At 55.3% G+C, this 24,152-nt stretch carries 24 protein-coding genes; 19 read left to right on the forward strand and 5 right to left on the reverse strand.

The genetic code is table 11. From position 1 onward, the window contains the following. Window positions 1–7 precede the first annotated feature (7 nt). From fldA to ybfF, 3 genes are all read right to left on the reverse strand, one after another. Window positions 8–538, reverse strand: a complete 531-nt coding sequence (fldA, locus tag AC6I8T_RS05740; RefSeq protein WP_013508278.1) for a flavodoxin FldA — start codon at window positions 536–538, stop codon at window positions 8–10. A 128-nt stretch (window positions 539–666) separates the two neighbouring features. Continuing rightward, on the reverse strand, window positions 667–942 hold the full coding sequence (gene ybfE, locus AC6I8T_RS05745) for a LexA regulated protein (protein ID WP_013508279.1): 276 nt from the start codon (window positions 940–942) through the stop codon (window positions 667–669). A 168-nt stretch (window positions 943–1,110) separates the two neighbouring features. After that, window positions 1,111–1,875, reverse strand: coding sequence for an esterase (gene ybfF / locus AC6I8T_RS05750; protein WP_497833585.1), 765 nt, complete (start codon window positions 1,873–1,875; stop codon window positions 1,111–1,113). Between the two features lie 247 nt (window positions 1,876–2,122). On the opposite strand from ybfF, the gene seqA reads away from it, so the two are divergent. Both seqA and pgm read left to right on the forward strand, forming a co-directional pair. Beyond that, window positions 2,123–2,665, forward strand: coding sequence for a replication initiation negative regulator SeqA (gene seqA / locus AC6I8T_RS05755; RefSeq protein ID WP_021182393.1), 543 nt, complete (start codon window positions 2,123–2,125; stop codon window positions 2,663–2,665). Window positions 2,666–2,690: 25 nt separating this feature from the next. Further along, the gene (gene pgm / locus AC6I8T_RS05760; protein WP_208725016.1) at window positions 2,691–4,331 is read left to right on the forward strand and encodes a phosphoglucomutase (alpha-D-glucose-1,6-bisphosphate-dependent); all 1,641 of its coding nucleotides are present in this window, start codon (window positions 2,691–2,693) and stop codon (window positions 4,329–4,331) included. A gap of 39 nt (window positions 4,332–4,370) precedes the next feature. On the opposite strand, the gene kdpE is transcribed toward pgm, so the two are convergent. Continuing rightward, a complete protein-coding gene (kdpE, locus tag AC6I8T_RS05765) occupies window positions 4,371–5,045 on the reverse strand; it encodes a two-component system response regulator KdpE (protein WP_208725017.1) in 675 nt (224 codons plus the stop codon). Window positions 5,046–5,285: 240 nt separating this feature from the next. On the opposite strand from kdpE, the gene AC6I8T_RS05770 reads away from it, so the two are divergent. The 11 genes from AC6I8T_RS05770 (at window position 5,286) to nei (ending at window position 14,599) form a co-directional block, all read left to right on the forward strand. Beyond that, window positions 5,286–5,486 carry a DUF2517 family protein gene (locus tag AC6I8T_RS05770; RefSeq protein ID WP_021182396.1) on the forward strand — a complete coding sequence of 67 codons (201 nt, stop codon included), beginning with the start codon at window positions 5,286–5,288 and terminating at the stop codon, window positions 5,484–5,486. 151 nt (window positions 5,487–5,637) lie between these two features. Next, window positions 5,638–6,594 carry a YbgA family protein gene (locus AC6I8T_RS05775; RefSeq protein ID WP_208725018.1) on the forward strand — a complete coding sequence of 319 codons (957 nt, stop codon included), beginning with the start codon at window positions 5,638–5,640 and terminating at the stop codon, window positions 6,592–6,594. Window positions 6,595–6,607: 13 nt separating this feature from the next. Then, window positions 6,608–8,035 carry a deoxyribodipyrimidine photo-lyase gene (phrB, locus tag AC6I8T_RS05780; protein ID WP_497833586.1) on the forward strand — a complete coding sequence of 476 codons (1,428 nt, stop codon included), beginning with the start codon at window positions 6,608–6,610 and terminating at the stop codon, window positions 8,033–8,035. A gap of 17 nt (window positions 8,036–8,052) precedes the next feature. Next, entirely contained in the window at window positions 8,053–8,796 is a 744-nt protein-coding gene (locus tag AC6I8T_RS05785; protein WP_021182399.1) for a type 2 GTP cyclohydrolase I, read from the forward strand. Between the two features lie 163 nt (window positions 8,797–8,959). After that, window positions 8,960–9,616 (forward strand): 5-oxoprolinase subunit PxpB, encoded by a 657-nt coding sequence (gene pxpB, locus AC6I8T_RS05790; protein WP_021182400.1) that lies wholly within the window; start codon window positions 8,960–8,962, stop codon window positions 9,614–9,616. Then, the gene (pxpC, locus tag AC6I8T_RS05795) at window positions 9,610–10,542 is read left to right on the forward strand and encodes a 5-oxoprolinase subunit PxpC (RefSeq protein WP_021182401.1); all 933 of its coding nucleotides are present in this window, start codon (window positions 9,610–9,612) and stop codon (window positions 10,540–10,542) included. Before pxpB ends, pxpC begins: the two co-directional genes overlap by 7 nt. Then, the gene (gene pxpA / locus AC6I8T_RS05800; RefSeq protein ID WP_208725020.1) at window positions 10,532–11,269 is read left to right on the forward strand and encodes a 5-oxoprolinase subunit PxpA; all 738 of its coding nucleotides are present in this window, start codon (window positions 10,532–10,534) and stop codon (window positions 11,267–11,269) included. The genes pxpC and pxpA overlap by 11 nt, the downstream gene beginning before the upstream one ends. Before the next feature lie 157 nt (window positions 11,270–11,426). Next, entirely contained in the window at window positions 11,427–12,155 is a 729-nt protein-coding gene (locus AC6I8T_RS05805) for a DUF969 domain-containing protein (RefSeq protein ID WP_208725021.1), read from the forward strand. After that, the gene (locus AC6I8T_RS05810; RefSeq protein ID WP_302474903.1) at window positions 12,152–13,144 is read left to right on the forward strand and encodes a DUF979 domain-containing protein; all 993 of its coding nucleotides are present in this window, start codon (window positions 12,152–12,154) and stop codon (window positions 13,142–13,144) included. Before AC6I8T_RS05805 ends, AC6I8T_RS05810 begins: the two co-directional genes overlap by 4 nt. A gap of 7 nt (window positions 13,145–13,151) precedes the next feature. Beyond that, entirely contained in the window at window positions 13,152–13,799 is a 648-nt protein-coding gene (pcp, locus tag AC6I8T_RS05815; RefSeq protein WP_208725022.1) for a pyroglutamyl-peptidase I, read from the forward strand. A gap of 11 nt (window positions 13,800–13,810) precedes the next feature. Then, window positions 13,811–14,599 (forward strand): endonuclease VIII, encoded by a 789-nt coding sequence (gene nei, locus AC6I8T_RS05820; RefSeq protein ID WP_208725023.1) that lies wholly within the window; start codon window positions 13,811–13,813, stop codon window positions 14,597–14,599. A gap of 114 nt (window positions 14,600–14,713) precedes the next feature. Here the strand turns inward: nei and AC6I8T_RS05825 are convergent, their stop codons facing one another. After that, on the reverse strand, window positions 14,714–15,997 hold the full coding sequence (locus AC6I8T_RS05825) for a citrate synthase (protein ID WP_021182408.1): 1,284 nt from the start codon (window positions 15,995–15,997) through the stop codon (window positions 14,714–14,716). Window positions 15,998–16,635: 638 nt separating this feature from the next. On the opposite strand from AC6I8T_RS05825, the gene sdhC reads away from it, so the two are divergent. The 6 genes from sdhC (at window position 16,636) to odhB (ending at window position 24,115) form a co-directional block, all read left to right on the forward strand. After that, window positions 16,636–17,025, forward strand: a complete 390-nt coding sequence (gene sdhC, locus AC6I8T_RS05830) for a succinate dehydrogenase cytochrome b556 subunit (RefSeq protein ID WP_497833587.1) — start codon at window positions 16,636–16,638, stop codon at window positions 17,023–17,025. Beyond that, window positions 17,019–17,366, forward strand: coding sequence for a succinate dehydrogenase membrane anchor subunit (gene sdhD / locus AC6I8T_RS05835; protein ID WP_021182410.1), 348 nt, complete (start codon window positions 17,019–17,021; stop codon window positions 17,364–17,366). The genes sdhC and sdhD overlap by 7 nt, the downstream gene beginning before the upstream one ends. After that, window positions 17,367–19,133, forward strand: a complete 1,767-nt coding sequence (gene sdhA / locus AC6I8T_RS05840; RefSeq protein ID WP_021182411.1) for a succinate dehydrogenase flavoprotein subunit — start codon at window positions 17,367–17,369, stop codon at window positions 19,131–19,133. It begins immediately after the preceding gene. Window positions 19,134–19,147: 14 nt separating this feature from the next. Further along, on the forward strand, window positions 19,148–19,864 hold the full coding sequence (locus AC6I8T_RS05845; RefSeq protein WP_021182412.1) for a succinate dehydrogenase iron-sulfur subunit: 717 nt from the start codon (window positions 19,148–19,150) through the stop codon (window positions 19,862–19,864). 204 nt (window positions 19,865–20,068) lie between these two features. Next, entirely contained in the window at window positions 20,069–22,876 is a 2,808-nt protein-coding gene (gene sucA / locus AC6I8T_RS05850; protein WP_021182413.1) for a 2-oxoglutarate dehydrogenase E1 component, read from the forward strand. 15 nt (window positions 22,877–22,891) lie between these two features. Then, the gene (gene odhB / locus AC6I8T_RS05855) at window positions 22,892–24,115 is read left to right on the forward strand and encodes a 2-oxoglutarate dehydrogenase complex dihydrolipoyllysine-residue succinyltransferase (RefSeq protein ID WP_497833588.1); all 1,224 of its coding nucleotides are present in this window, start codon (window positions 22,892–22,894) and stop codon (window positions 24,113–24,115) included. The last annotated feature ends 37 nt before the right edge of the window (window positions 24,116–24,152 follow it).

Below are 24,152 nucleotides of genomic sequence, written 5' to 3' on the forward strand. Positions count from 1 at the left end.
CAGGGGATCAGGCTTCAATGATCTCTTTCAGTTGCAGCTCATCGAAAATCTGTTTCACCCATTTATCAACACGTTCGTTGGTCAGTTCAGGCTGACGATCTTCATCGATCGCCAGACCGAGGAAGTGTTTGTCATCTGCCAGACCTTTCGAGGCTTCGAAATGGTAGCCTTCGGTCGGCCAGTGTCCCACAATCACCGCGCCGTTTGGCTCGATGATATCGCGGATGGTGCCCATAGCATCACAGAAGTATTCAGCGTAATCTTCCTGGTCACCGCAGCCAAACAGCGCGACTAATTTGCCATTGAAATCAATTTCTTCCAGAGTCGGGAAGAAATCATCCCAGTCACATTGCGCTTCGCCGTAGTACCAGGTCGGAATGCCCAGCAGCAGGATATCGAATGCTTCGAGATCTTCTTTGGTGCTCTTGGCAATGTCATGCACTTCGGCCACATCTTTACCCAGTTGTTTCTGGATCATTTTTGCAATGTTTTCAGTATTGCCGGTATCGCTGCCGAAGAAAATGCCTACGATTGCCATGAGTTAAGTAACCTCTTAAATCCTGATATATGGGTTGAATGCACAGTTAAGCGAATGATAGCAGACCGGGCAAAGTGGCGGAACTTGTAAAGCCGAGACTTTGTGTTCCTGCGTGCGGTCTGCGTGTGTTACGACAGTTTGAGTTGCGCCAGCAGCATTTGTTCAATCAATTCGCTACGGCTGATGTTCTGCTGCTCTGCCAGAGTATTAAGCGCGTCAACCGCTTCACTGCTCATTTTTAGCTCCACGCGACGTAAACCACGCACTTTGTCGCGTTTTAGCTGGTTGCGCTTGTTAATGCGCAACTGTTCGTCACGCGTTAGCGGACTGGTTTTGGGGCGACCGGGACGTCGCTCATCAGCGAAGAGATCGAGCGTGGTGCGGTCAGTTTGTTCTTTTGCCATTTTTTGTAAAACTGAGTGGGCGCGAACGGCGGAAAGGCGCTGCGCAATTTATACATTATCGGCCCAGCCACGGTGAAAAAATCATCCGCGGCAAATTTTTAGCGCGACATCATACTCCAGCACTCCTTGCGACGCCAACCTTAAACGTTTTGCGGCAAGCTTTTGCTTTTACAGTACAAAAAAGCGGCGAACTGCGCGCAAAACCGCCTCAGGTTTTTCAGCATGGACCCAGTGACCGGCACCACTGATGACATGCGCATGCGCCTGTGGAAACTGGCGCAGCAACGCATCACGATGTTGATTGTCCAGATAAGGCGATTCGCTCCCGCGAATAAACAGCGCCGGATGTGGCCATGCAGGAACCTCATTCCAGCCGGAAATGGTGGCGTAATTATCCCACAGCACCGGCACATTAAAGCGCCATTCGCCATCCTGGAACGATTTCAGAATGAACTGAATGACCCCTTCTTCTTCCAACAGGGTGTGCATCACCTCGGCGGCTTCACCGCGACGTGTCACACCCGCGGCGCTTACGGCACGGATAGCAGCAAAAATCTCATCATGGCGGCGTGTCTGATAATCCACCGGCGCGATATCAATCATCACCAGCTTTTCAATGCGTTCCGGCGCAATGGCACTTAACGTCATGGCAATTTTGCCACCCATCGAATGGCCGATTACGCCAACACGATCGAGGCCGTGGGCGTCAAGAGTGTCAACGATATCTTGCGCCATCGCCGCATAGTTCATCTCGTCGCTGCGCGCGGACAGACCGTGATTGCGTACATCCACCTGCAAGGTGGGACGGGCATCGCGCAGGCCACGCGCCAGCACGCCAAGGTTATCCAGGCTGCCAAACAGGCCATGAATTAACAGAATTGGAGGAGCATCAGGGGCAGATTGTTCAGTTTCCAGACGGGCATTCAAAATCATGGCAAAGTTCTTACGGTTGTGAGCTTCGCTTAGGTTATCATGAATCCACCTGCTCAGGAGCCAACCTGGTGGGCATTAGGGCATATTCCGACTTTTGCCCTGAAACGATGCCAGCGCTATCGGCCGCCTGGGATTTAACTTTATAATCCTCATGTTAGAGCCCGCTCACATTTTGCACGGCAGGATTTTGCTAAGGCCTTTGCAGAAATGCGTGGTTCTGTCATTTGCCAGAATCGTACGGAAAAAGATGAAAACGATTGAAGTTGACGAAGAACTCTACCGTTATATTGCCAGCCACACCCAGCACATTGGTGAAAGCGCCTCCGAAATTTTGCGCCGCATGCTGAAGTTCACTGCCGGTCAGAGTGCCCCTGCAACCTCTGCTGTTGTCGCCGTTGCGGCCAAAGAAGCCCAGCCGGTCGCAACGCAAGCCCGTCCGCAGGATCGCGTTCGTGCGGTACGTGAACTGTTACTTTCCGATGAGTATGCAGAGCAGAAAAAGGCGGTTAATCGCTTTATGCTGGTGTTGTCAACGCTCTATCGTCTTGATCCCGCAGCCTTTGCGGATGCCACGGCGTCACTGCAAGGACGCACCCGCGTCTATTTTGCCGGTGATGAGCATACGCTGCTGCAAAATGGCACCCATACTAAGCCGAAGCATGTGCCCGGCACACCGTACTGGGTGATCACCAATACCAATACCGGTCGCAAATGCAGCATGGTGGAACACATCATGTTAGCCATGCAGTTCCCGCAGGAACTGACAGAGAAAGTTTGCGGCACCATTTAAACCGAAGCGTCAGGGAGAAGCGCCAATGGCCAATCACCCCCGTGCCGGGCAGCCCGCCCAGCAGAGCGATTTGATTAACGTTGCACAATTAACCTCTCAGTACTACGTCCTGAAGCCGGATGTGGATAACCCTGAACATGCGGTGAAATTTGGTACTTCCGGTCACCGTGGTAGCGCAGGTCGTCACAGCTTCAACGAAATGCATATTCTGGCGATTGCGCAGGCCATCGCGGAAGATCGTAAGAAGAACGGCATCACCGGTCCGTGCTATGTCGGTAAAGACACCCATGCGCTGTCGGAACCGGCGATTTTGTCGGTGCTGGAAGTGCTGGCGGCTAATGGCGTCGATGTGATTGTGCAGCAGGACAACGGCTACACGCCGACGCCTGCTATCTCCAACGCGATCCTTGAGCACAACAAACGCGGTGGCGCACTGGCTGATGGCATCGTTATCACCCCGTCGCACAACCCGCCGGAAGACGGTGGTATCAAATACAACCCGCCGAATGGTGGCCCGGCCGATACGAACGTCACCAAAGTGGTGGAAGATCGTGCTAACCAGCTGATGAAAGCGGGTCTGAAGGATGTAAAACGCCTGCCACTGGATCAGGCGTGGGCCAGCGGTCATATCGTTGAGCAGGATCTGATCCAACCCTATGTTGAGGGTCTGGCACAGGTGATCGACTTCCCGGCGATTCAGAAAGCGGGCCTGAAAATTGGTGTTGATCCGCTTGGTGGCTCTGGTATGGCCTACTGGCAGCGTATCGCAGAGCATTACAAGCTGGATATCACCATTGTTAACGATGCTATCGATCAGACCTTCCGCTTCATGCATCTGGATAAAGATGGCGTGGTGCGTATGGACTGCTCGTCAGAGTGCGCGATGGCTGGCCTGTTGGCGTACCGTGACAAATTCGACCTGGCTTTCGGTAACGATCCCGATTACGACCGCCACGGCATTGTGACGCCGGCTGGCCTGATGAACCCGAACCACTATCTGGCGGTGGCGATCAACTACCTGTTCCAGCATCGTCCACAGTGGGGCAAAGATGTCGCCGTGGGTAAAACCCTGGTGTCCAGCGCGATGATTGACCGCGTGGTGAACGACATTGGCCGCAAGCTGGTGGAAGTGCCAGTGGGCTTCAAATGGTTCGTTGATGGCTTGTTCGACGGCAGCTTCGGCTTTGGTGGCGAAGAGAGTGCCGGGGCGTCGTTCCTGCGTTTCGACGGCACGGCCTGGTCCACCGATAAAGACGGTATCATTCTGTGCCTGCTGGCGGCGGAAATCACCGCTGTCACCGGTAAAAACCCGCAGCAACATTATGATGAGCTGGCGGCGCGTTTTGGCGCACCAAGCTACAACCGTTTGCAGGCAGCTGCGACTTCCGCGCAGAAAGCGGCATTGTCGAAGCTTTCACCGGAAATGGTGAGCGCTGACACGCTGGCCGGTGATCCGATCACCGCACGTCTGACGGCGGCACCGGGTAACGGCGCATCAATTGGTGGTCTGAAGGTGATGACGGAGAACGGCTGGTTCGCCGCGCGTCCGTCCGGCACCGAAGATGCTTATAAAATCTACTGTGAAAGCTTCCTCGGCGCTGAGCATCGCCAGCTGATCGAGAAAGAAGCGGTAGAAATCGTGAGCGAAGTGTTGAAAAACGCTTAAGCACAGCGAAATGAAAAAAGGCGCGTTCTGCGCCTTTTTTTATGGCATAAACCGATAACCAATGCCGGTTTCTGTCAGCAGATGGTTGGGTTGGGTGGGGTTGGTTTCGAGCTTCTGACGCAGATGCCCCATATAAATGCGCAGATAATGGCTATGCTCCACCGCATTTGGCCCCCAGACCTGGTTCAGCAACTGACGTTGTGTCAGCACTTTTCCGGCATTATTCAGCAGCAAACTGAGCAGACGAAATTCGGTCGGCGTCAGATGCACCTCTTCGCCAGCGCGCAGCACACGACGCGCCGCCAGATCGACCGTCACGTCACCAAAACGCAATACCGGTTCGAACTGGCTGCCCTGATGACGTCGCAACGCCACACGCACCCGTGCCAGCAGTTCACCAATGCCAAAAGGCTTGGTGAGATAGTCATCGGCACCGGCATCCAGCGCATCGATTTTATCCTGTTCGTCCGTGCGGGCGGATAACACAATCACCGGCATGCTGCTCCACTGGCGCACTTCACGGATAAAGTCATTGCCATCGCCGTCGGGCAAACCGAGGTCAAGGATCACCAAATCGGGTTTGCGCGTGGCGGCTTCAATCAGGCCGCGCTGCAACTGCTCGGCTTCCACAATCTTTAGCCCTTCGCCTTCAAGCGCCAGGCGCACGAAACGGCGGATCTCCTTTTCATCTTCAACGATCAAGATGGTGGTCACGCGAACTCCTGCGGCTGAAATGGATAACGGTTCACTGTAGCAATAAATCGCGCCGCCGTCCGTGTTGAAGTTTGTTACCCATTGGGAACCTTACATTTACATTCATGTAACTTAATTTCAGTGCGGCGATGAAATGGACAAAAAAAGATCAAAAAAGTGGTCGGATGAGTAGTAAAATTACACAACGAGGCGTAATATTTGTGTCAGATCACATTTTCTCAGACTCACCAGGAGGCAACCATGTATCAGGCATATCCGTTCTACAAAGTTGTGCTGCGCCGCGCGCTGGTGGTGTTGCTGGGGGTGCTGGCGCTCCCTGTAATGCTGTTCCGTGCCGATCGCGCACGCTTTTACAGCTATCTGCACCGTATGTGGTGCAAAACCAGCGCGAAGCCAGTTTGGCTGGCGCAATCTGAAGCGGCTGGCGGCATTTTCTGGTAACGCTGTTCCGCTGTCGTTCCGCCCGGTGTCTTCCCTGAAGCACCGGGTTTTTTTATGCCAATTTTTCACTGCGCATCCCCGCTGACGCTGTGTTTGGCATACATTTCAGCTACACTTAAAACCTCTACAAGATTTCGGAGGTTGTACAAGTATGCGCGAAAAAATTCCTGTCGGTATCAGTGCCTGCCTGCTCGGGGATAGCGTTCGCTTTGATGGCGGCCATAAGCGTTTTGCCTTTGCGACAGACGAACTCAGCCCCTTTGTCCATTTCGAGCCGGTATGCCCGGAAATGGCGATTGGTTTGCCGACGCCGCGTCCGGCGCTGCGTCTGGTAAAAGAGGACGATGCGCGCGTACATCTGTGCTTCAGTAAGGCGGGCGGCGATGAGGTCACGGATCTGATGGCGCAGTGGTCTGCACAACGGGTGAAAGGGTTGCATCATCTGTGTGGCTACATCCTGTGCGCCAAATCACCCAGTTGTGGTCTGGAGCGGGTGCGGGTGTATGAACCGCAAACCAACAACAATCGTAAAGCGGGGACCGGCATTTTCACCGAATTCCTCCAGCGTGAACTGCCGTGGTTGCCACTGGAAGAGGATGGTCGTCTCAACGATGCGGATATCCGGGAAAATTTCATTGGCCGTGTTTACGCCCTGCATGAGTTCAATCAGATGTGGCGCAATGGCCTGACGCGTCATCAACTGGTGGCGTTCCATAGTCGCTACAAACTGCTGCTGCTGTCTCACTCTCAGGATGAATACCGTGAGTTGGGACGTTTTGTGGCGAAGATGGAGTCGTGGGATTCGCTGGATGATTATGCTTTTGAATATCGCAACCGGTTGATGCGTTTGCTGGCGCACAAATCGACCCGACGCAACCACACCAATGTGTTGATGCATGTGCAGGGTTATTTCCGCCGTCAGCTGACCTCGCCGCAACGCCAGGAGCTGGCCCTGCTGATTGACCGTTATCGCTGTGGGCTACAGCCGTTACTGGCCCCGATCACCATGCTGAAACACTACATGGCGGAGTTCCCGCATCCGTGGCTAACCCAGCAGCGTTATTTCGACCCTTATCCGGAAGCGCTGCGTCTGCGCTATGGCCAATAATCTCAGGAGCTTTATGACCACTCATCTTGTCTGGCTGCGCAATGATTTACGCATCAATGACAACAGCGCGCTGTATGCTGCCTGTCGCGATCCGGGTGCGCGCGTGCTGGCGCTGTTTATCGCCACGCCCGGCCAGTGGCAGCAACATCATATGGCACCGAAACAGGCGGCGTTTATTTATCAAAGCCTGTGTTTGTTGCAGGGGGCGCTGGCGGAACGGGGCATCCCATTGCATTACCAACAATGCGACGATTTTGCTGCCTCGCTGGAGTATCTGGCAGACTTTTGCCAGCAGCAGCAGGTCGATCAGTTATTTTACAACTATCAATACGAAATCAATGAACGTCAGCGCGATGCCGCTGCGGAAAAACGTCTCGATGATCAGGGCGTGATTTGCCAGGGCTTTGATGACAGCCTGTTGTTGCCACCGGGGAGCGTGCAGACCGGCAATCACACTATGTTTAAGGTGTTTACCCCGTTCAGTAAAGCCTTTGTCCGTCGTTTGCATCAGGGGCTGCCCGAATGTCATATGGCCCCTCGCGCCCGTGCCGGTGGCCCCATCGCGGTCGAACACGAAATTCCGCCGTTTGACTATCCGCTGGAAGATTTCGACGCCACGCTGTTTCCCGCCGGCGAAGAGGCGGCGCTGCAACAGTTGCGCCATTTCGCGCAGCAACCGGTGGTGGCGTATGCCGCTGAACGCGACAAACCCGCAGTGGATGGCACCAGCAGACTATCGGTGTATCTGGCGACGGGCGTGTTGTCGCCACGCCAGTGCCTGCATCGTATCCTCAAACACCACCCGGACGCGCTGGATGGCGGTCACGCATTTGTCTGGCTTAACGAGTTGATCTGGCGTGAGTTTTATCGCCATTTGATGGTGGCATTTCCCGCACTATGCAAACATCAGCCGTTTGTCGCCTGGACGCGTAACGTGCGCTGGCAGAAAAATCAAAACCATCTGGTGGCCTGGCAGCAGGGGAAAACCGGTTATCCGATTGTGGATGCGGCGATGCGCCAGCTAAATACCCTGGGTTGGATGCATAACCGGCTACGGATGATTGTCGCCAGTTTTCTGGTGAAGGATTTGCTGATCGACTGGCATGACGGGGAACGCTACTTTATGCAGCAGCTGATCGACGGTGATCTGGCGGCCAATAACGGAGGCTGGCAGTGGGCGGCTTCTACCGGCACTGATGCGGCTCCCTATTTTCGCATTTTTAATCCGACGACTCAGGGCGAGCGTTTCGATCCACAGGGTGAGTTTATCCGCCAGTGGTTACCGGAACTGGCGGCAGTACCGGACGCGCATATCCATCAGCCGCACGCCTGGGCGCAGAAAAATAACAAGACACTCGATTATCCTGAGCCAATCGTGGAACATAAGGACGCACGTAAAAAGACACTGGACGCCTTCGAGCGCGCGCGCAGCGCGGCCTGAGAGGTCAGGGAGCCATTATGAATCACGTTGAATTAGAACACATTGTTAACCAGCAGCTGAACAGCAGCACCTTTAGCGACTATGCCCCCAATGGATTGCAGGTCGAAGGTCGTCCGGAGGTGAAAACCATTATTACCGGTGTCACCGCCTGTCAGGCATTGCTCGACGAAGCGGTAAAACGCAATGCCGATGCGGTGATGGTGCATCACGGTTATTTCTGGAAAAGCGAAGCGCCGGTGATTAAAGGGATGAAACGCCAGCGCCTGCGCACGCTACTGGCCAATGATATCAACCTGTATGGCTGGCATCTGCCACTTGACGCCCATCCTCATCTCGGCAACAACGCGCAGTTGGCGCGGTTGTTCAATATTGAGGTGAAGGGCGAGGTGATGCCGCTGGTACCGTGGGGCGAGCTGGCGGAGCCGCTAAGCGGTGAGGCGCTGGCGCAACGCATCGCCCAGGCGCTGGGGCGTACACCGCTGCATTGCGGTGATAACGCGCCGGAAAAAATCAAACGTATCGCCTGGTGTAGCGGCGGCGGTCAGGGCTTTATTGACAGCGCGGCGGCATTCGGCGTCGATGCGTTTATCACTGGCGAAGTGTCGGAACAAACCATTCACAGCGCTCGCGAGCAGGGACTGCACTTCTTTGCCGCCGGACACCATGCTACCGAACGTGGCGGCATCAAGGCACTGGGGGAATGGCTGGCACAAAGCTATGGCCTCGACGTGACCTTTATCGATATCGACAATCCTGCCTGATTTTTCAGCTATTGCGCCCTAAGCTACGGCTGGGGGCGCAAATCGGTTGACACACCTCTGACACTTTCGCATAACTGGTTGCCTTTAAAGCATAAGCGACACGCGTACAGCGGGGAGCAACATCAGTTGGCTGCCCGGAAGAAAGTGAATCAGGAGGTGGGTTTTGCAACGAGCACGTTGTTATCTGCTGGGGGAACGCGCGGTAGTGCTGGAACTGGAACCACCGGTTTCCTTAGCCAGCCAGCAACGCATTTGGGGATTGTGCCAGCGGCTACAGGGTAATGAAAAGGTGTCGGAAGTGATTCCCGGCATGAACAATCTGACGCTGTTGCTGCGCGATCCACAGCGCAATGCATTGGATGCTATCGAGAATCTGCAACGCTGGTGGGAAGAGAGTGAAGCGCAGCGACCGGAATCGCGTCTGGTGGAGATCCCGGTGGTTTATGGCGGTGAGGCCGGGCCGGATTTATCGGTGGTCGCCGAGCATGCCGGTATGACACCACGCCAGGTGGTGGAGCTACACAGCAGCACCGACTATGTGGTTTATTTTATTGGCTTTCAGCCTGGATTCCCCTATCTGGGCGGCCTCGATAGCCGCTTACATACGCCGCGTCGCGCCGAGCCACGCGTGATCGTCCCTGCCGGTTCAGTCGGCATCGGCGGCAGCCAAACCGGCGTTTACCCGCTGGCAACCCCAGGTGGCTGGCAATTGCTGGGACAAACCGCCATCAGCCTGTTTGATCCCCAACAGCAACCGCCAACGCTGTTGCGTCCCGGCGACAGCGTGCGCTTCGTGCCGCAAAAGGAGGGCGTATGCTAAAGATTCTTCGTGCCGGATTGATGACCTCATTGCAGGATCAGGGCCGTAACGGCTGGCGGCAGTTTGGCATCAGCGTCAGTGGCGCACTCGATCAACCGGCCATGCGCACCGCCAACATGTTGGTGGGTAACGATGAAGGCAGCGCGGTACTGGAGATTGTGCTGGGGCAGTTTAAAGCGCAGTTCCAGCGTGACGGTTGGTTCGCTCTGACGGGAGCAGGCTGCAATGCTAACCTGGACGGCAAAGCTGTCTGGACCGGCTGGCGTCTGCCGGTGAAGAAAGGGCAGGTCCTCAGTTTGTCGATGCCAGTGCACGGCATGCGCAGTTACCTGGCGATTAACGGCGGTTTTGCCGTGCCAGAGATGCTGGACTCCGCCAGTACCGATCTGAAAGCCGGATTTGGTGGTTTTGCCGGACGTAAGTTGCAGGATGGTGATCTGTTGCCGCTCGGCAAGGCGACTCGTGACTTCAGCAAGAAAGCCGGGGTGCGGCAGTTGCTGTGGGGCAATCGTATCCGTGCGCTGCCCGGTCCGGAATACAACGAATTCACCCGTGAAGCGCAGGAAGCGTTCTGGCGCAGCGCGTGGAAACTGAGTCCGCAAAGTAACCGCATGGGCTATCGCTTGCAGGGGCGCACGCTGCATCGCAAAGCCACGCGCGATTTGTTGTCACACGGTCTGGTACCGGGCGTGGTGCAGGTGCCGCCAAACGGACAGCCGATTGTGTTGATGGCCGATGCACAGACTACCGGGGGATATCCGCGAATTGCCTGCATTATCGAAGCCGATCTCTATCATTTAGCCCAGATTCGCCTGGGGGAACCGATTCATTTCACCCATTGCACGCTGGAAGAAGCGATGCAGGCGAAGCAGCAGCAACAGCGTGTATTTGATCAGATGAACTGGGGGCTATCACATGAAAATTGATCTCAACGCCGATCTTGGCGAAGGGAGCGGCAGCGATCAGGAATTGTTGCAACTGGTCAGCTCCGCCAACATTGCTTGCGGTTTCCATGCGGGGGATGCGGCAACCATGCTGCAATCGGTGCGCTGGGCGCAGGCGGCAGGGGTGGCGATTGGTGCGCATCCCAGCTTTCCCGACCGGGAAAATTTTGGCCGCACTGCCATGCAGTTGCCGCCAGATATCGTCTATGCGCAGTTGATTTACCAGATTGGCGCACTGAAAAGTCTGGCGGAAAGCGAGGGCGCGCGACTGGTGCACGTCAAACCGCACGGCATGTTATACAACCAGGCGGCAGCCGATCCACAACTGGCGGATACCATTGCTCGTGCCGTCAAGGTGGTTGATGCCGGTTTAATCCTGGTGGGGCTGGCGGGCAGTGAGTCGATTCGGGCAGCGGCCCATCATGGGCTGAAAACGCGCGAAGAAGTGTTTGCCGATCGCGGCTATCTTTCCAGTGGCGCGCTGGTGCCACGCGGTCAGCCGGGTGCGTTGATTGAAGATACTGCGCAGTCAATTGCCCACACGCTGACGATGGTGCAACAGCGTAAAGTACAAAGCATCTCTGGCGACTGGGTGGCGGTGAATGCGCAAACCGTGTGTCTGCATGGCGATGGGGCTCATGCGCTGCAATTTGCTCACGCGTTGCGCGCGGCGTTTGCGGCCCAGCACGTTACTGTGACCAGCGTATAAGTTTCGAACAATTACCCGGCTACACATTCCGTCGCGGCGCGATTTATCGCGCTGTTTTCAGGCATTTCATGGCCTGCCAAAACCCGCACGATAAATCGTGCCGCGACGACCAGGCGCAAGCAAGCCGGGCTTTTTATTTCTGATAAGGGGAGAAAACATGGAAAGCGTGGTGAATCTCTGGCCGTTGCTGGGTATTGGTACTATCGTGCTCGGTTTTGTGCTGCGGTTTAATCCGGTGCTGGTGGTGATTGTGGCGGGTTTTGTTACCGGGTTATCGGCCCATATGTCGCTGGCCGATATTCTGGAAAAACTGGGCTCCGGGTTCCTGAACACCCGTAACCTACCGTTGATTCTGCTGTTGCCGCTGGCGGTGATCGGTCTGCTGGAACGACATGGCCTGAAAGAAAGGGCGCAAACCTGGATCGCGCAGATCAAAACCGCTACGGCGGGACGTCTGCTGATTGTCTATTTATTTGTGCGAGAAATTACCGCAGCGCTGGGGCTGACCAGCCTCGGCGGTCATCCGCAAATGGTGCGCCCGCTGCTGGCGCCGATGGCGGAAGGGGCGACAGAAAACCGCTATGGTGAAGTGTCGCCGGAAGTACGTCATCGTCTGCGCGCCATGTCGGCCGCCACGGATAACGTCGGACTGTTTTTTGGTGAGGATATTTTCGTTGCCTTCGGTGCCATCATCTTTATGCACAACTTTATGCAGGAGTCGGCTGGCATTCAGACCGAACCGCTGCATATCGCGGTATGGGGCATTCCCACCGCGATTTGCGCCTTCCTGATCCACTCCGCCCGTTTGATCCGTCTTGACCGCCAGTTGGCGCGTGAGCTGGGCGCACTGAATCAACAGGCGTTACAAGCCAAAGGAGCAGAATGATGTTCCAGCAACAATATCTGATGTGGCTGGCAGGCATCATTCTGCTGATTGTCGCCGTATTTTCCTGGCGGGATCGTGCCAATCCTCGGCGTCTGACTACCGGGTTGTTTTGGGCGCTATACGGGATGATCTTCCTGATTAGTGATGGGGTTTATCAATGGATGACGCCACGAACCCTGCATATCGCCGTAGGTGTTGCCGTGGTGGTGATGGCGTTGATTGCCGGTTTTGGCGGCGTGCGCCTGGGCCGGTATCACCAACGCAGCGATGAAGAGAAGCAGGCCAGCGCCAAACGTCTGGGTAACCAGCTGTTTATCCCGGCGCTGGCGATCCCGGTGGTGACGGTGGTTGGCGTGCTGGCGTTTAACAATCTGCCTGGTCTGCAACAGGCGGTGTTTGGCGCAGGGAACCATTCCACCCTGATTACGCTGTTCTCAATGATGATGGGTTGTCTGATTGGCTGGCTGGTGGCACTGAAAATGACCCGCGAAAAGCCGATGCAGTCGATGCAGGAAACGCGACGTTTGCTGGATGCCGTTGGCTGGGCGTTTATCCTGCCGCAAATCCTTGCCACGCTGGGCCTGCTGTTCACCAGCGCCGGGGTGGGTAACGCGATTTCACACCTGACCGAGCAGTATCTGGCTGTCGATAACCGTTTTATCGCGGTAGCCGTGTATGCCATTGGTATGGCGCTGTTGACCATGGTGATGGGTAATGCCTTCGCTGCGTTCCCGATTGTCACCGCCGGTATCGGTATCCCGATTCTGGTGCTGCAACACCACGGTAACCCGGCAGTGATGGCGGCGATTGGCATGTTCTCGGGCTATTGCGGCACCTTGATGACCCCGATGGCGGCGAACTTCAATATTGTCCCGGCTCGCCTGCTGGAGCTGCCTGATCGCAATGCGGTAATCAGAGCACAGGTCCCGACCGGTTTAATGCTGTTGGTGGTCAATATTTTCCTGCTGTGGTTCATGATGTTTTTGTGAGGAAAGAATGAAAACGGTATTAATGACCGCGTTTGAGCCTTTTGAAGGCGAAAGCATCAATCCCTCGTGGGAAGCGGTACGATCTTTTGATGGAAAGGTGATTGACGGCGCACGCGTGGTGGCACGTCAGTTACCGGTGGCGTACAGCCGTTGCGGTGCCGTGCTGACGCAGGCGCTGGAAACGTTGCAACCCGATCGCATTCTCTGTATCGGTCAGGCGGGGGGGCGCAGCGACATCAGCGTGGAGCGGGTGGCGATCAACATTGATGATGCACGTATCCCTGATAATGAGGGGCAGCAGCCGATTGATCAGCCGGTGGTGGTGGACGGGCCGGCGGCTTATTTTTCGACGCTGCCGATCAAGGCGATAGTTGCAGCAACGCGCGAGGCGGGGATACCGGCCTCGGTATCGCAAACTGCCGGGACCTTTACCTGTAATCATGTGATGTATCGCTTGCTGCACTGGCTGGCGACGCATCAGAGCAGCGCGCGCGGTGGTTTTATTCATATCCCATATCTGCCGGAGCAAGCGGTGAAGCATCCCGGTGCGCCGAGCATGGCAGCGGCCAGTGTCATTCAGGCGCTGGAGATGGCGATCCGCGTGACGCTGAAGGTGGATAAAGATTTGCATGTCGCGGGGGGCGCGACCCATTAACAGGAGTCGTCATGCCTGAAGGACCGGAGATCCGCCGCGCGGCGGATCAGCTGGCGGCGGCGATGACGGGCAAACCGCTCACTGATGTGTGGTTTGCCTTTCCGCAGCTGAAAACTTACGAACCGGCGCTACTGGGTGCAACCGTTACGGCAATTGAAACCCGGGGCAAGGCGCTACTGACTCATTTCTCCAATGGTCTGACCCTCTACAGCCATAACCAGCTGTATGGCGTCTGGCGTGTGGTGCCGACCGGTACCCAGCCGCAGACCGCCCGGCAGTTGCGGGTGCGACTGGCTAATGCTGACCAAACCATTCTGCTATATAGCGCTTCCGATATTGAGCTGCTCAACGCGGAGACGCTGGCCGCTCATCCTTTTTTACAACGCGTAGGGCCGGATGTGCTGGATGCCAGCCTGACGGTGGACGCGGTGCAGGAGCGCTTGTTGTCGTCACGCTTTCGGCGGCGGCAATTCAGTGGCTTACTGCTCGATCAGGCGTTTCTCGCTGGCCTGGGGAACTACCTGCGCGTGGAGATTTTATGGCATGCGCAGTTGCTGGCGCAGCATCGTGCTCAGGATCTGAATGCGTTGCAGCTCAGGGCGCTGAGTGAAGCGCTACTGGCGGTGCCGCGCCACTCTTATCAGATGCGTGGCAGCATGAAGAAATACCATGAAGAGGCGGCTTTCCGTTTTGAGGTGTTTCATCGGCAGGGGAAAAAGTGTCGACGATGTGGCACGGTGATCGAGAAGGGCGTGCTGTCATCCCGACCATTTTATTGGTGTCCGGGGTGTCAGAGCTAATGACAGCAGGCCTGATGCGCGATAAATCGCGCCGCTACGCCAGGTGTTCCAATTGTAGCGGCACGATTTATCGCGCGGTTTTGATGTAGCGGGCGGGATAACCCGCCCTTAACCTTATTTCTTCAGCGCCGACGTGAAAGGACGCTCGGTATAACCGGTATACAGCTGACGTGGACGGGCAATCTTCATGCCTTCGTCGTGCATCTCTTTCCAGTGTGCAATCCAGCCCACGGTACGCGCCATCGCGAAGATCACGGTAAACATGGAGGACGGGATACCCATCGCTTTCAGAATAATGCCAGAGTAGAAATCGACGTTTGGATAGAGTTTACGCTCAATGAAGTACGGGTCGTTCAGCGCGATATGTTCCAGCTCCATCGCCACTTCCAGCAGGTCATCTTTCATACCCAGCTCATTCAGCACTTCGTGGCAGGTTTCACGCATGACGGTAGCGCGCGGGTCGTAGTTTTTATACACACGGTGGCCGAAGCCCATCAGACGGAACGAATCGTTCTTGTCTTTGGCACGACGGACGAATTCCGGGATGTGATCCACGGTGCTGATCTCTTCCAGCATACGCAGCGTAGCTTCGTTCGCACCGCCGTGTGCCGGTCCCCACAGAGACGCGATACCCGCCGCGATACAGGCAAACGGGTTAGCGCCGGAAGAACCAGCAGTACGTACGGTGGAGGTGGAGGCGTTTTGTTCGTGGTCAGCGTGCAGAATCAGAATACGGTCCATGGCGCGTTCCAGTACCGGGTTTACCTTGTACTCTTCGCACGGGGTGGCAAACATCATATGCAGGAAGTTACCCGCATAGGAGAGGTCGTTGCGCGGATAAACGAATGGCTGACCAATGGAGTATTTGTAGCACATCGCCGCCATGGTTGGCATTTTGGACAACAGACGGAACGCGGCGATTTCACGGTGACGTTCAATATTGACGTCCAGCGAGTCGTGATAAAACGCGGCCAGCGCACCCGTTACACCACACATGACCGCCATCGGATGCGAGTCACGGCGGAAGCCGTGGAACAAACGGGTGATTTGCTCGTGGATCATGGTGTGGCGGGTAACGGTAACGCGGAATTCTTCAAACTGCTCCTGGGTTGGCGCTTCGCCGTTCAGCAGGATATAACAGACTTCCAGGTAGTTTGAGTGCGTTGCCAGTTGATCAATCGGAAAACCGCGATGTAACAAAATACCTTCATCACCATCAATAAAGGTGATTTTAGATTCGCATGACGCTGTAGAGGTGAAACCGGGGTCGAAGGTAAACAGGCCTTTATTGCCGAGAGCGCGGACATCAACGACATCCTGTCCCAGCGTGCCATGCATCACGTCCAGTTCAACTGCCGTATTGTCTTGTAGGGTTAGCGTCACTTTTTTATCTGTCATTTTTCGTCTCCATAGCGCCTTGGTAGGTAAGGATCTTAGACACCAATACAGCTTTCATGTTTCATAAAAACCACAATCTTCACAGTATCACTCTGCGGTCACGTTTGTCGTGCAAGGTAGAGTACAGAGTGAACGTTACGTTTGGGGCAGTGGCGTCCGGGCATGACATGCTGCAAATCGCGGATGTTAAAGATCCTGTCACGACATAACTTCTTGGTAACCAATAACCTGATGCTTTGTAATGCTCTGAGTGGCAATGTTACATAACTTCAGCTTAGGGGAAAGTGTATCCCCATAACTTTTGTGCATCATAGGGCTTTAATGCGTTTGTTTGTAACCGAATTGTTGAACTTTTGTCAAATCAGATAATTAAAAATGTATGAAATGTGAAATACGTGAGGGGGATCACTGTTCAGCTTAAATGTGACCAAAGAGATTGTAGGGGAATTGTAATCAGAATGTGATCCTCCTATACTGCCGCCAGGTCTCCGGAACACCCTGACACCAGGAGCCACCCAGCGTTTTCCCCGCGTCACTGAACACTGGATGTTGCTTCTTTGGTGACGGTTGCACTCTGAACACGTCCTGTGTCTCTGGTGCAACCCAGGACCGGAGGAAGCAAAATAAAAAAGAGCTGTGTGGGCAAAACCGTGAAAAAACAAAGACCTGTTAACTTGGATCTCTCGACGATCCGGTTTCCCGTTACTGCAATATCGTCCATTCTCCACCGCGTCTCCGGCGTGATCACCTTTGTCGCTCTCGGAATTCTGCTCTGGTTACTGGGTCTCTCTCTCTCTTCTCCTGAAGGTTTCCTGCAAGCCGCATCCATCATGGATAGCTTCTTCGTCAAATTCATCATGTGGGGCATTCTGACTGCGCTGGCTTACCATGTCGTGAGCGGTATTCGTCATATGTTGGCTGATTTTGGCTTTATGGAAGAAACCTTGCAGGTGGGCACCCGTTCCGCTCAGGCGGCTTTTGGTATCACTGTCGTGCTTTCAATTTTGGCTGGAGTCCTCGTATGGTAAGCAATGCTTCTGCATTAGGACGCAACGGTGTTCATGACTGGCTGTTGCTGCGTGCTGCTGCAATCTTAATTACGCTCTACATTCTCTACATTCTCGGTTTTGTGGTGATGACAGGCACGCTGACGTATGACGTCTGGCGCGGCTTCTTCGCTTCCTCCTTTACCAAAGTGTTCACGTTGCTGACGCTGTTCTCGATTCTGGTCCACGGTTGGATTGGGATGTGGCAGGTGCTGACTGACTACGTGAAACCGGTGGCGACCCGTCTGGTGTTGCAGCTGGTGGTTGTGGTGGCGCTGTTGTCCTATGCAATTTATGGAACCGTTGTAGTGTGGGGTGTGTAAATGAGTTTGCCAGTCAGAGAATTTGATGCCGTGGTGATCGGCGCGGGTGGCGCAGGTATGCGCGCCGCTCTGCAAATCTCCCAATCGGGCCTGAGTTGCGCCCTGTTATCCAAAGTGTTCCCAACCCGTTCCCATACCGTGTCGGCGCAAGGCGGTATCACCGTGGCGCTGGGTAACTCCCATGAAGATAACTGGGAATGGCATATGTATGACACCGTCAAAGGTTCCGACTATATCGGTGACCAGGACGCGATTGAATATATGTGTAAAACCGGCCCGGAAGCGATTCTGGAGCTGGAGCATATGGGTCTGCCATTCTCCCGTCTTGATGACGGCCGCGTCTATCAGCGTCCGTTTGGTGGTCAGTCAAAAAACTTCGGTGGTGAGCAGGCAGCGCGTACCGCTGCGGCCGCTGACCGTACTGGCCACGCCCTGCTGCATACCCTGTATCAGCAGAACCTGAAAAACAAAACCACCATCTTCTCCGAATGGTATGCGCTGGACCTGGTGAAAAATGAAGACGGTGCGATTGTCGGTTGTACCGCTATCTGCATCGAAACCGGTGAAACCGTCTACTTCAAAGCCAAAGCTACCATCCTGGCAACCGGCGGTGCGGGACGTATTTATCAGTCCACCACCAACGCCCACATCAACACCGGCGACGGCGTTGGCATGGCGCTGCGCGCTGGCGTGCCGATGCAGGATATGGAGATGTGGCAGTTCCACCCAACCGGCATTGCCGGAGCCGGTGTCCTGGTAACCGAAGGTTGTCGTGGTGAAGGCGGTTATCTGCTGAACAAACACGGCGAACGCTTTATGGAACGCTATGCGCCAAACGCCAAAGACCTGGCGGGGCGTGACGTGGTCGCTCGTTCCATGATGGTGGAGATCCGTGAAGGTCGTGGTTGTGACGGCCCGTGGGGTCCGCATATCAAACTGAAGCTCGACCATCTGGGTGCAGAAGTGCTGGAGTCACGTCTGCCGGGCATTCTCGAGCTGTCGCGTACCTTTGCTCACGTCGATCCGATTAAAGAACCGATTCCGGTCATTCCAACCTGTCACTACATGATGGGTGGCGTGCCGACCAAAGTCACCGGTCAGGCGCTGCGCGTCAATGAGCAGGGTGAAGATGAAGTGATTCCAGGCCTGTTCGCGGTGGGTGAAATCGCCTGCGTATCGGTACACGGTGCTAACCGTCTTGGCGGTAACTCACTGCTTGACCTGGTGGTGTTTGGCCGTGCAGCGGGTCTGCATCTGGCGGAATGTATCGAAGAGCAGGGTGAACTGCGCGATGCCAGCCAGGAAGAGATCGACGCGGCAATGGCACGTTTCAACCGTTGGGAAAACAACACCACTGGCGAAGACCCGGTTGAGATTCGCAAAGCACTGCAACGCTGTATGCAGAACAACTTCTCGGTGTTCCGTGAAGGTGAAGCGATGGCGCAGGGGCTGGAAGAGTTAAAAGTGATCCGTGAGCGTCTGAAATCCGCGCGTCTGGATGACCGTTCACCGGACTTCAATACTCAGCGTATCGAGTGTCTTGAACTGGATAACCTGCTGGAAACCGCGTATGCCACGGCAGTGGCGGCGAACTTCCGTACCGAAAGCCGTGGTGCGCATAGCCGCTTCGACTACCCGGATCGCGATGATGAAAACTGGCTGTGCCACAGCCTCTATGTTCCGCAAACGGAAAGCATGACGCGCCGTGAGGTGAACATGCAACCGAAACTGCGTGCGGCCTTCCCGCCGAAAGCGCGTACTTACTAATTGCGGAGATCATCATGAGACTCGAATTTTCAATCTATCGTTACAACCCAGAAGTGGATGACGCGCCGCGTATGCAGGAGTACAGCCTGGAAGCGGAAGACGGTCGCGATATGATGCTGCTGGATGCGCTGATCAAGCTGAAAGAGAAAGATCCGACGCTGGCGTTCCGTCGCTCCTGTCGTGAAGGCGTGTGCGGGTCCGATGGCCTGAACATGAACGGCAAAAACGGTCTGGCGTGCATCACCCCGGTCTCTGCGCTGGGTAATGGTTCGAAGAAAATTGTTATCCGTCCATTGCCTGGTTTGCCGGTGATCCGCGATCTGGTTGTGGATATGGGGCAATTCTACGCACAATATGAGAAGATTAAGCCTTACCTGTTGAATAACGGGGAAAATCCACCGGCACGCGAGCATTTACAAAGCCCGGCTGAGCGTGAGCATCTGGATGGCCTGTACGAGTGTATCCTCTGCGCCTGCTGCTCAACCTCATGCCCGTCGTTCTGGTGGAACCCGGATAAATTCATCGGTCCGGCCGGTCTGCTGGCGGCTTACCGTTTCCTGATTGACAGCCGCGATACGGAAACTGATGCGCGTCTGGATAATCTGAACGATGCTTTCAGTGTATTCCGCTGTCACAGCATCATGAACTGTGTGAGCGTGTGCCCGAAAGGACTAAACCCGACGCGCGCCATCGGCCATATTAAGTCGATGCTGCTGCAACGCGGGGCGTAATCACCACCACTGTCCGGGAACCTCAGGTTCCCGGCAGTTTACGGAAGCCTCTATAAGCGCGGTCAACACCACGCTTATAAAGGTTCCCTTACGAGTCGGGCGCCGATAGCGCAAGGGCTCGTATCGCTGAACTCACTACGGCAAGCCGCGAAAGCGGCAACAATGAAACCTCAAAAAAAGCATACTAATGCTTAAGGGATCACAATGCAGAACAGCGCGATGAAGCCCTGGCTGGACTCCTCCTGGCTGGCCGGCGCGAACCAATCTTACATAGAGCAACTCTATGAGGATTTCCTGACCGATCCTGACTCTGTTGATGCAGTGTGGCGCGACATGTTCCAACAGCTGCCTGGCACTGGCGTGAAACCTGAGCAGTTTCACTCCACCACGCGTGATTACTTCCGCCGCCTGGCGAAAGATGCTGCGCGTTACACTTCCACAGTCACTGATCCGGCCACCAACTCCAAACAGGTTAAGGTGTTGCAGCTGATCAACGCCTTCCGCTTTCGCGGACACCAGCACGCTAACCTTGATCCACTCGGCTTGTGGAAGCAGGACGCAGTACCGGATCTCGACCCGGTTTATCACGACCTGACCGACGCCGATTTTCAGGAAAGCTTTAACGTAGGCTCATTTGCTATCGGCAAAGAGACCATGAAGCTGGCCGATCTCTATGAGGCGCTGAAGCAAACCTACTGCGGCTCCATTGGTGCCGAGTATATGCATATCACCAACACCGATGAAAAACGCTGGATTCAACAGCGTATCGAATCGGTGGTGGGGCACGCGACGTTCAGCACGGATGAGAAAAAAGGTTTCCTGAAAGAACTGACAGCGGCAGAAGGCCTGGAAAAATATCTGGGCGCTAAATTCCCGGGCGCAAAACGCTTCTCGCTGGAAGGCGGCGACGCGCTGATTCCAATGCTGCGTGAGATGATCCGTCATGCCGGTAAGAGTGGCACGCGTGAAGTGGTGCTGGGTATGGCACACCGTGGTCGTCTTAACGTCTTGATCAACGTGCTGGGTAAAAAGCCCCAGGATCTGTTCGACGAGTTCTCCGGTAAGCATAAAGAACATCTCGGCACCGGTGACGTGAAGTACCACATGGGCTTCTCGTCAGACGTGGAAACCGAAGGCGGCCTGGTGCATCTGGCGCTGGCGTTTAACCCGTCGCACCTCGAAATCGTTAGCCCGGTGGTGATGGGTTCGGTGCGTGCGCGTCTGGATCGTCTGGCAGAACCAAGCAGCAATAAAGTGCTGCCAATCACCATTCATGGTGATGCAGCGGTAACCGGCCAGGGCGTGGTGCAGGAAACCCTGAACATGTCGCAGGCGCGTGGTTACGAAGTGGGCGGTACCGTTCGCATCGTGATCAACAACCAGGTGGGCTTCACCACCTCTAACCCGCTGGACGCGCGTTCTACGCCGTACTGTACCGATATCGGTAAAATGGTGCAGGCACCGATTTTCCACGTTAACGCGGATGATCCGGAAGCCGTTGCCTTTGTTACCCGACTGGCGCTCGATTATCGCAACACCTTCAAACGTGATGTGTTTATCGATCTGGTGTGCTACCGCCGTCATGGACATAACGAAGCCGACGAGCCAAGTGCAACCCAGCCGCTGATGTACCAGAAAATCAAAAAGCATCCGACACCGCGTAAAATCTATGCCGATCGTCTGGAAGCGGATGGTATTGCCAAACTGGAAGATGCCACCGAGATGGTCAACCTGTACCGCGACGCACTGGATGCCGGTGAATGCGTGGTGCCGGAATGGCGTCCGATGAGTCTGCATTCTTTCACCTGGTCACCGTATCTCAACCACGACTGGGATGAGAGCTACCCGGCAACTGTGGAGATGAAACGTTTGCAGGAACTGGCGCGTCGTATCAGCCAGGTGCCGGAGGCGGTTGAAGTCCAGGGGCGTGTCGCCAAGATTTACAACGATCGTAAAGAGATGGCCGAAGGCAACAAAGCCTTTGACTGGGGCGGCGCGGAGAACCTCGCTTACGCTACGCTGGTGGATGAAGGCATCCCGGTCCGTCTGTCTGGTGAAGACTCCGGTCGTGGCACCTTCTTCCATCGTCATGCGGTAGTGCACAACCAGGCGAACGGTTCAACCTACACGCCGTTGCACCATATCCATCATGGTCAGGGCCAGTTCAAAGTTTGGGACTCCGTCCTGTCCGAAGAAGCGGTGCTGGCGTTTGAATACGGTTATGCCACCGCAGAGCCGCGCGTGCTGACCATCTGGGAAGCGCAGTTCGGTGACTTTGCCAACGGTGCTCAGGTGGTAATCGACCAGTTCATCAGTTCCGGCGAGCAGAAGTGGGGCCGTATGTGTGGCCTGGTGATGCTGCTGCCGCATGGCTACGAAGGACAAGGCCCGGAGCACTCCTCCGCCCGTCTGGAACGCTATCTGCAACTCTGTGCTGAGCAGAACATGCAGGTGTGTGTACCGTCTACGCCAGCGCAGGTTTACCATATGCTGCGTCGTCAGGCGTTACGCGGCATGCGTCGTCCGTTGATCGTGATGTCACCGAAGTCGTTGCTGCGTCATCCGCTGGCGATTTCCACACTCGACGAACTGGCGAACGGCAGCTTCCAGCCGGCTATCGGCGAAATCGACGCCCTTGATGCGAAACAGGTAAAACGCGTAGTGATGTGTTCTGGTAAGGTCTATTACGACCTGCTGGAGCAACGTCGTAAGAACGAGAAAAACGACGTCGCGATTATTCGTATCGAGCAGTTATACCCGTTCCCGCATAAAGCGGTACAGGAAGCATTAAAAGCTTATGCCCATGTGCAGGATTTTGTCTGGTGTCAGGAAGAACCACTGAATCAGGGTGCATGGTATTGCAGTCAGCATCATTTCCGCGAAGTGATTCCGTTTGGTGCGTCACTGCGTTATGCAGGCCGTCCGGCTTCGGCTTCACCGGCCGTGGGCTACATGTCTGTACATCAAAAACAGCAGCAAGACCTGGTTAACGACGCGCTGAACCTTGGTTAATAAAAAGGAAAGATAATGAGTAGTGTAGATATTCTCGTTCCCGATTTGCCTGAATCCGTAGCGGATGCAACGGTAGCCACCTGGCATAAAAAACCCGGCGACGCGGTCAGTCGCGATGAAGTGATTGTCGAAATCGAAACCGACAAAGTGGTACTGGAAGTACCGGCTGCTGCCGATGGTGTTCTGGATGCGGTGCTGGAAGATGAAGGCGCAACCGTGACCTCTCGTCAGATCCTGGGCCGTCTGAAGGAAGGCAACAGCAGCGGGAAAGAGACTACCGCCAAAGTGGAGAGCAAGGAGTCAACGCCAGCACAGCGTCAGACTGCTTCTCTTGAAGAAGAGAGCAATGACGCGCTCAGCCCGGCGATTCGCCGTCTGATCGCGGAGCACGACCTTGACGCCAGCCAGATCAAAGGCAGCGGCGTGGGCGGTCGTATCACCCGTGAAGATGTAGAAAAACATCTGGCGAAGAAACCGGAAGCTAAAGCCGCAGCGGCGGCGCAGCCTGCTGCCGCTGCTGCGCCGACGGCGATTGCGAACCGCAGCGAGAAGCGTGTACCGATGACGCGTCTGCGTAAGCGCGTGGCTGAGCGTCTGCTGGAAGCGAAGAACAGCACCGCGATGCTGACGACCTTCAACGAAGTGAACATGAAGCCGATCATGGATCTGCGTAAGCAGTACGGCGATGCCTTCGAGAAGCGTCACGGCGTGCGTCTGGGCTTTATGTCTTTCTACATCAAAGCCGTGGTTGAAGCGCTGAAACGCTTCCCGGAAGTGAACGCGTCTATCGATGGCGAAGACGTGGTGTATCACAACTATTTCGACGTCAGCATCGCGGTATCAACCCCGCGTGGTCTGGTGACGCCAGTGCTGAAAGATGTTGATGCGCTGAGCATGGCTGACATCGAGAAGAAAATTAAAGAGCTGGCGGTAAAAGGCCGTGACGGCAAGCTGACCGTTGAAGAACTGACCGGCGGTAACTTCACCATCACCAACGGTGGGGTGTTCGGTTCGCTGATGTCCACGCCGATCATCAACCCACCGCAGAGTGCGATCCTGGGTATGCACGCTATCAAAGATCGTCCGATGGCAGTGAATGGTCAGGTTGTGGTGCTGCCAATGATGTATCTGGCGCTCTCCTATGATCACCGTCTGATCGATGGCCGCGAGTCTGTCGGCTATCTGGTGGCCGTGAAAGAGATGCTGGAAGATCCGGCGCGTCTGCTGCTGGACGTCTAATTTTCACCGGGCGCGTTCTTAAGGGCGCGCCCAACAC

The organism is Pantoea sp. X-Soil-OKNW-556 (assembly GCF_059730695.1).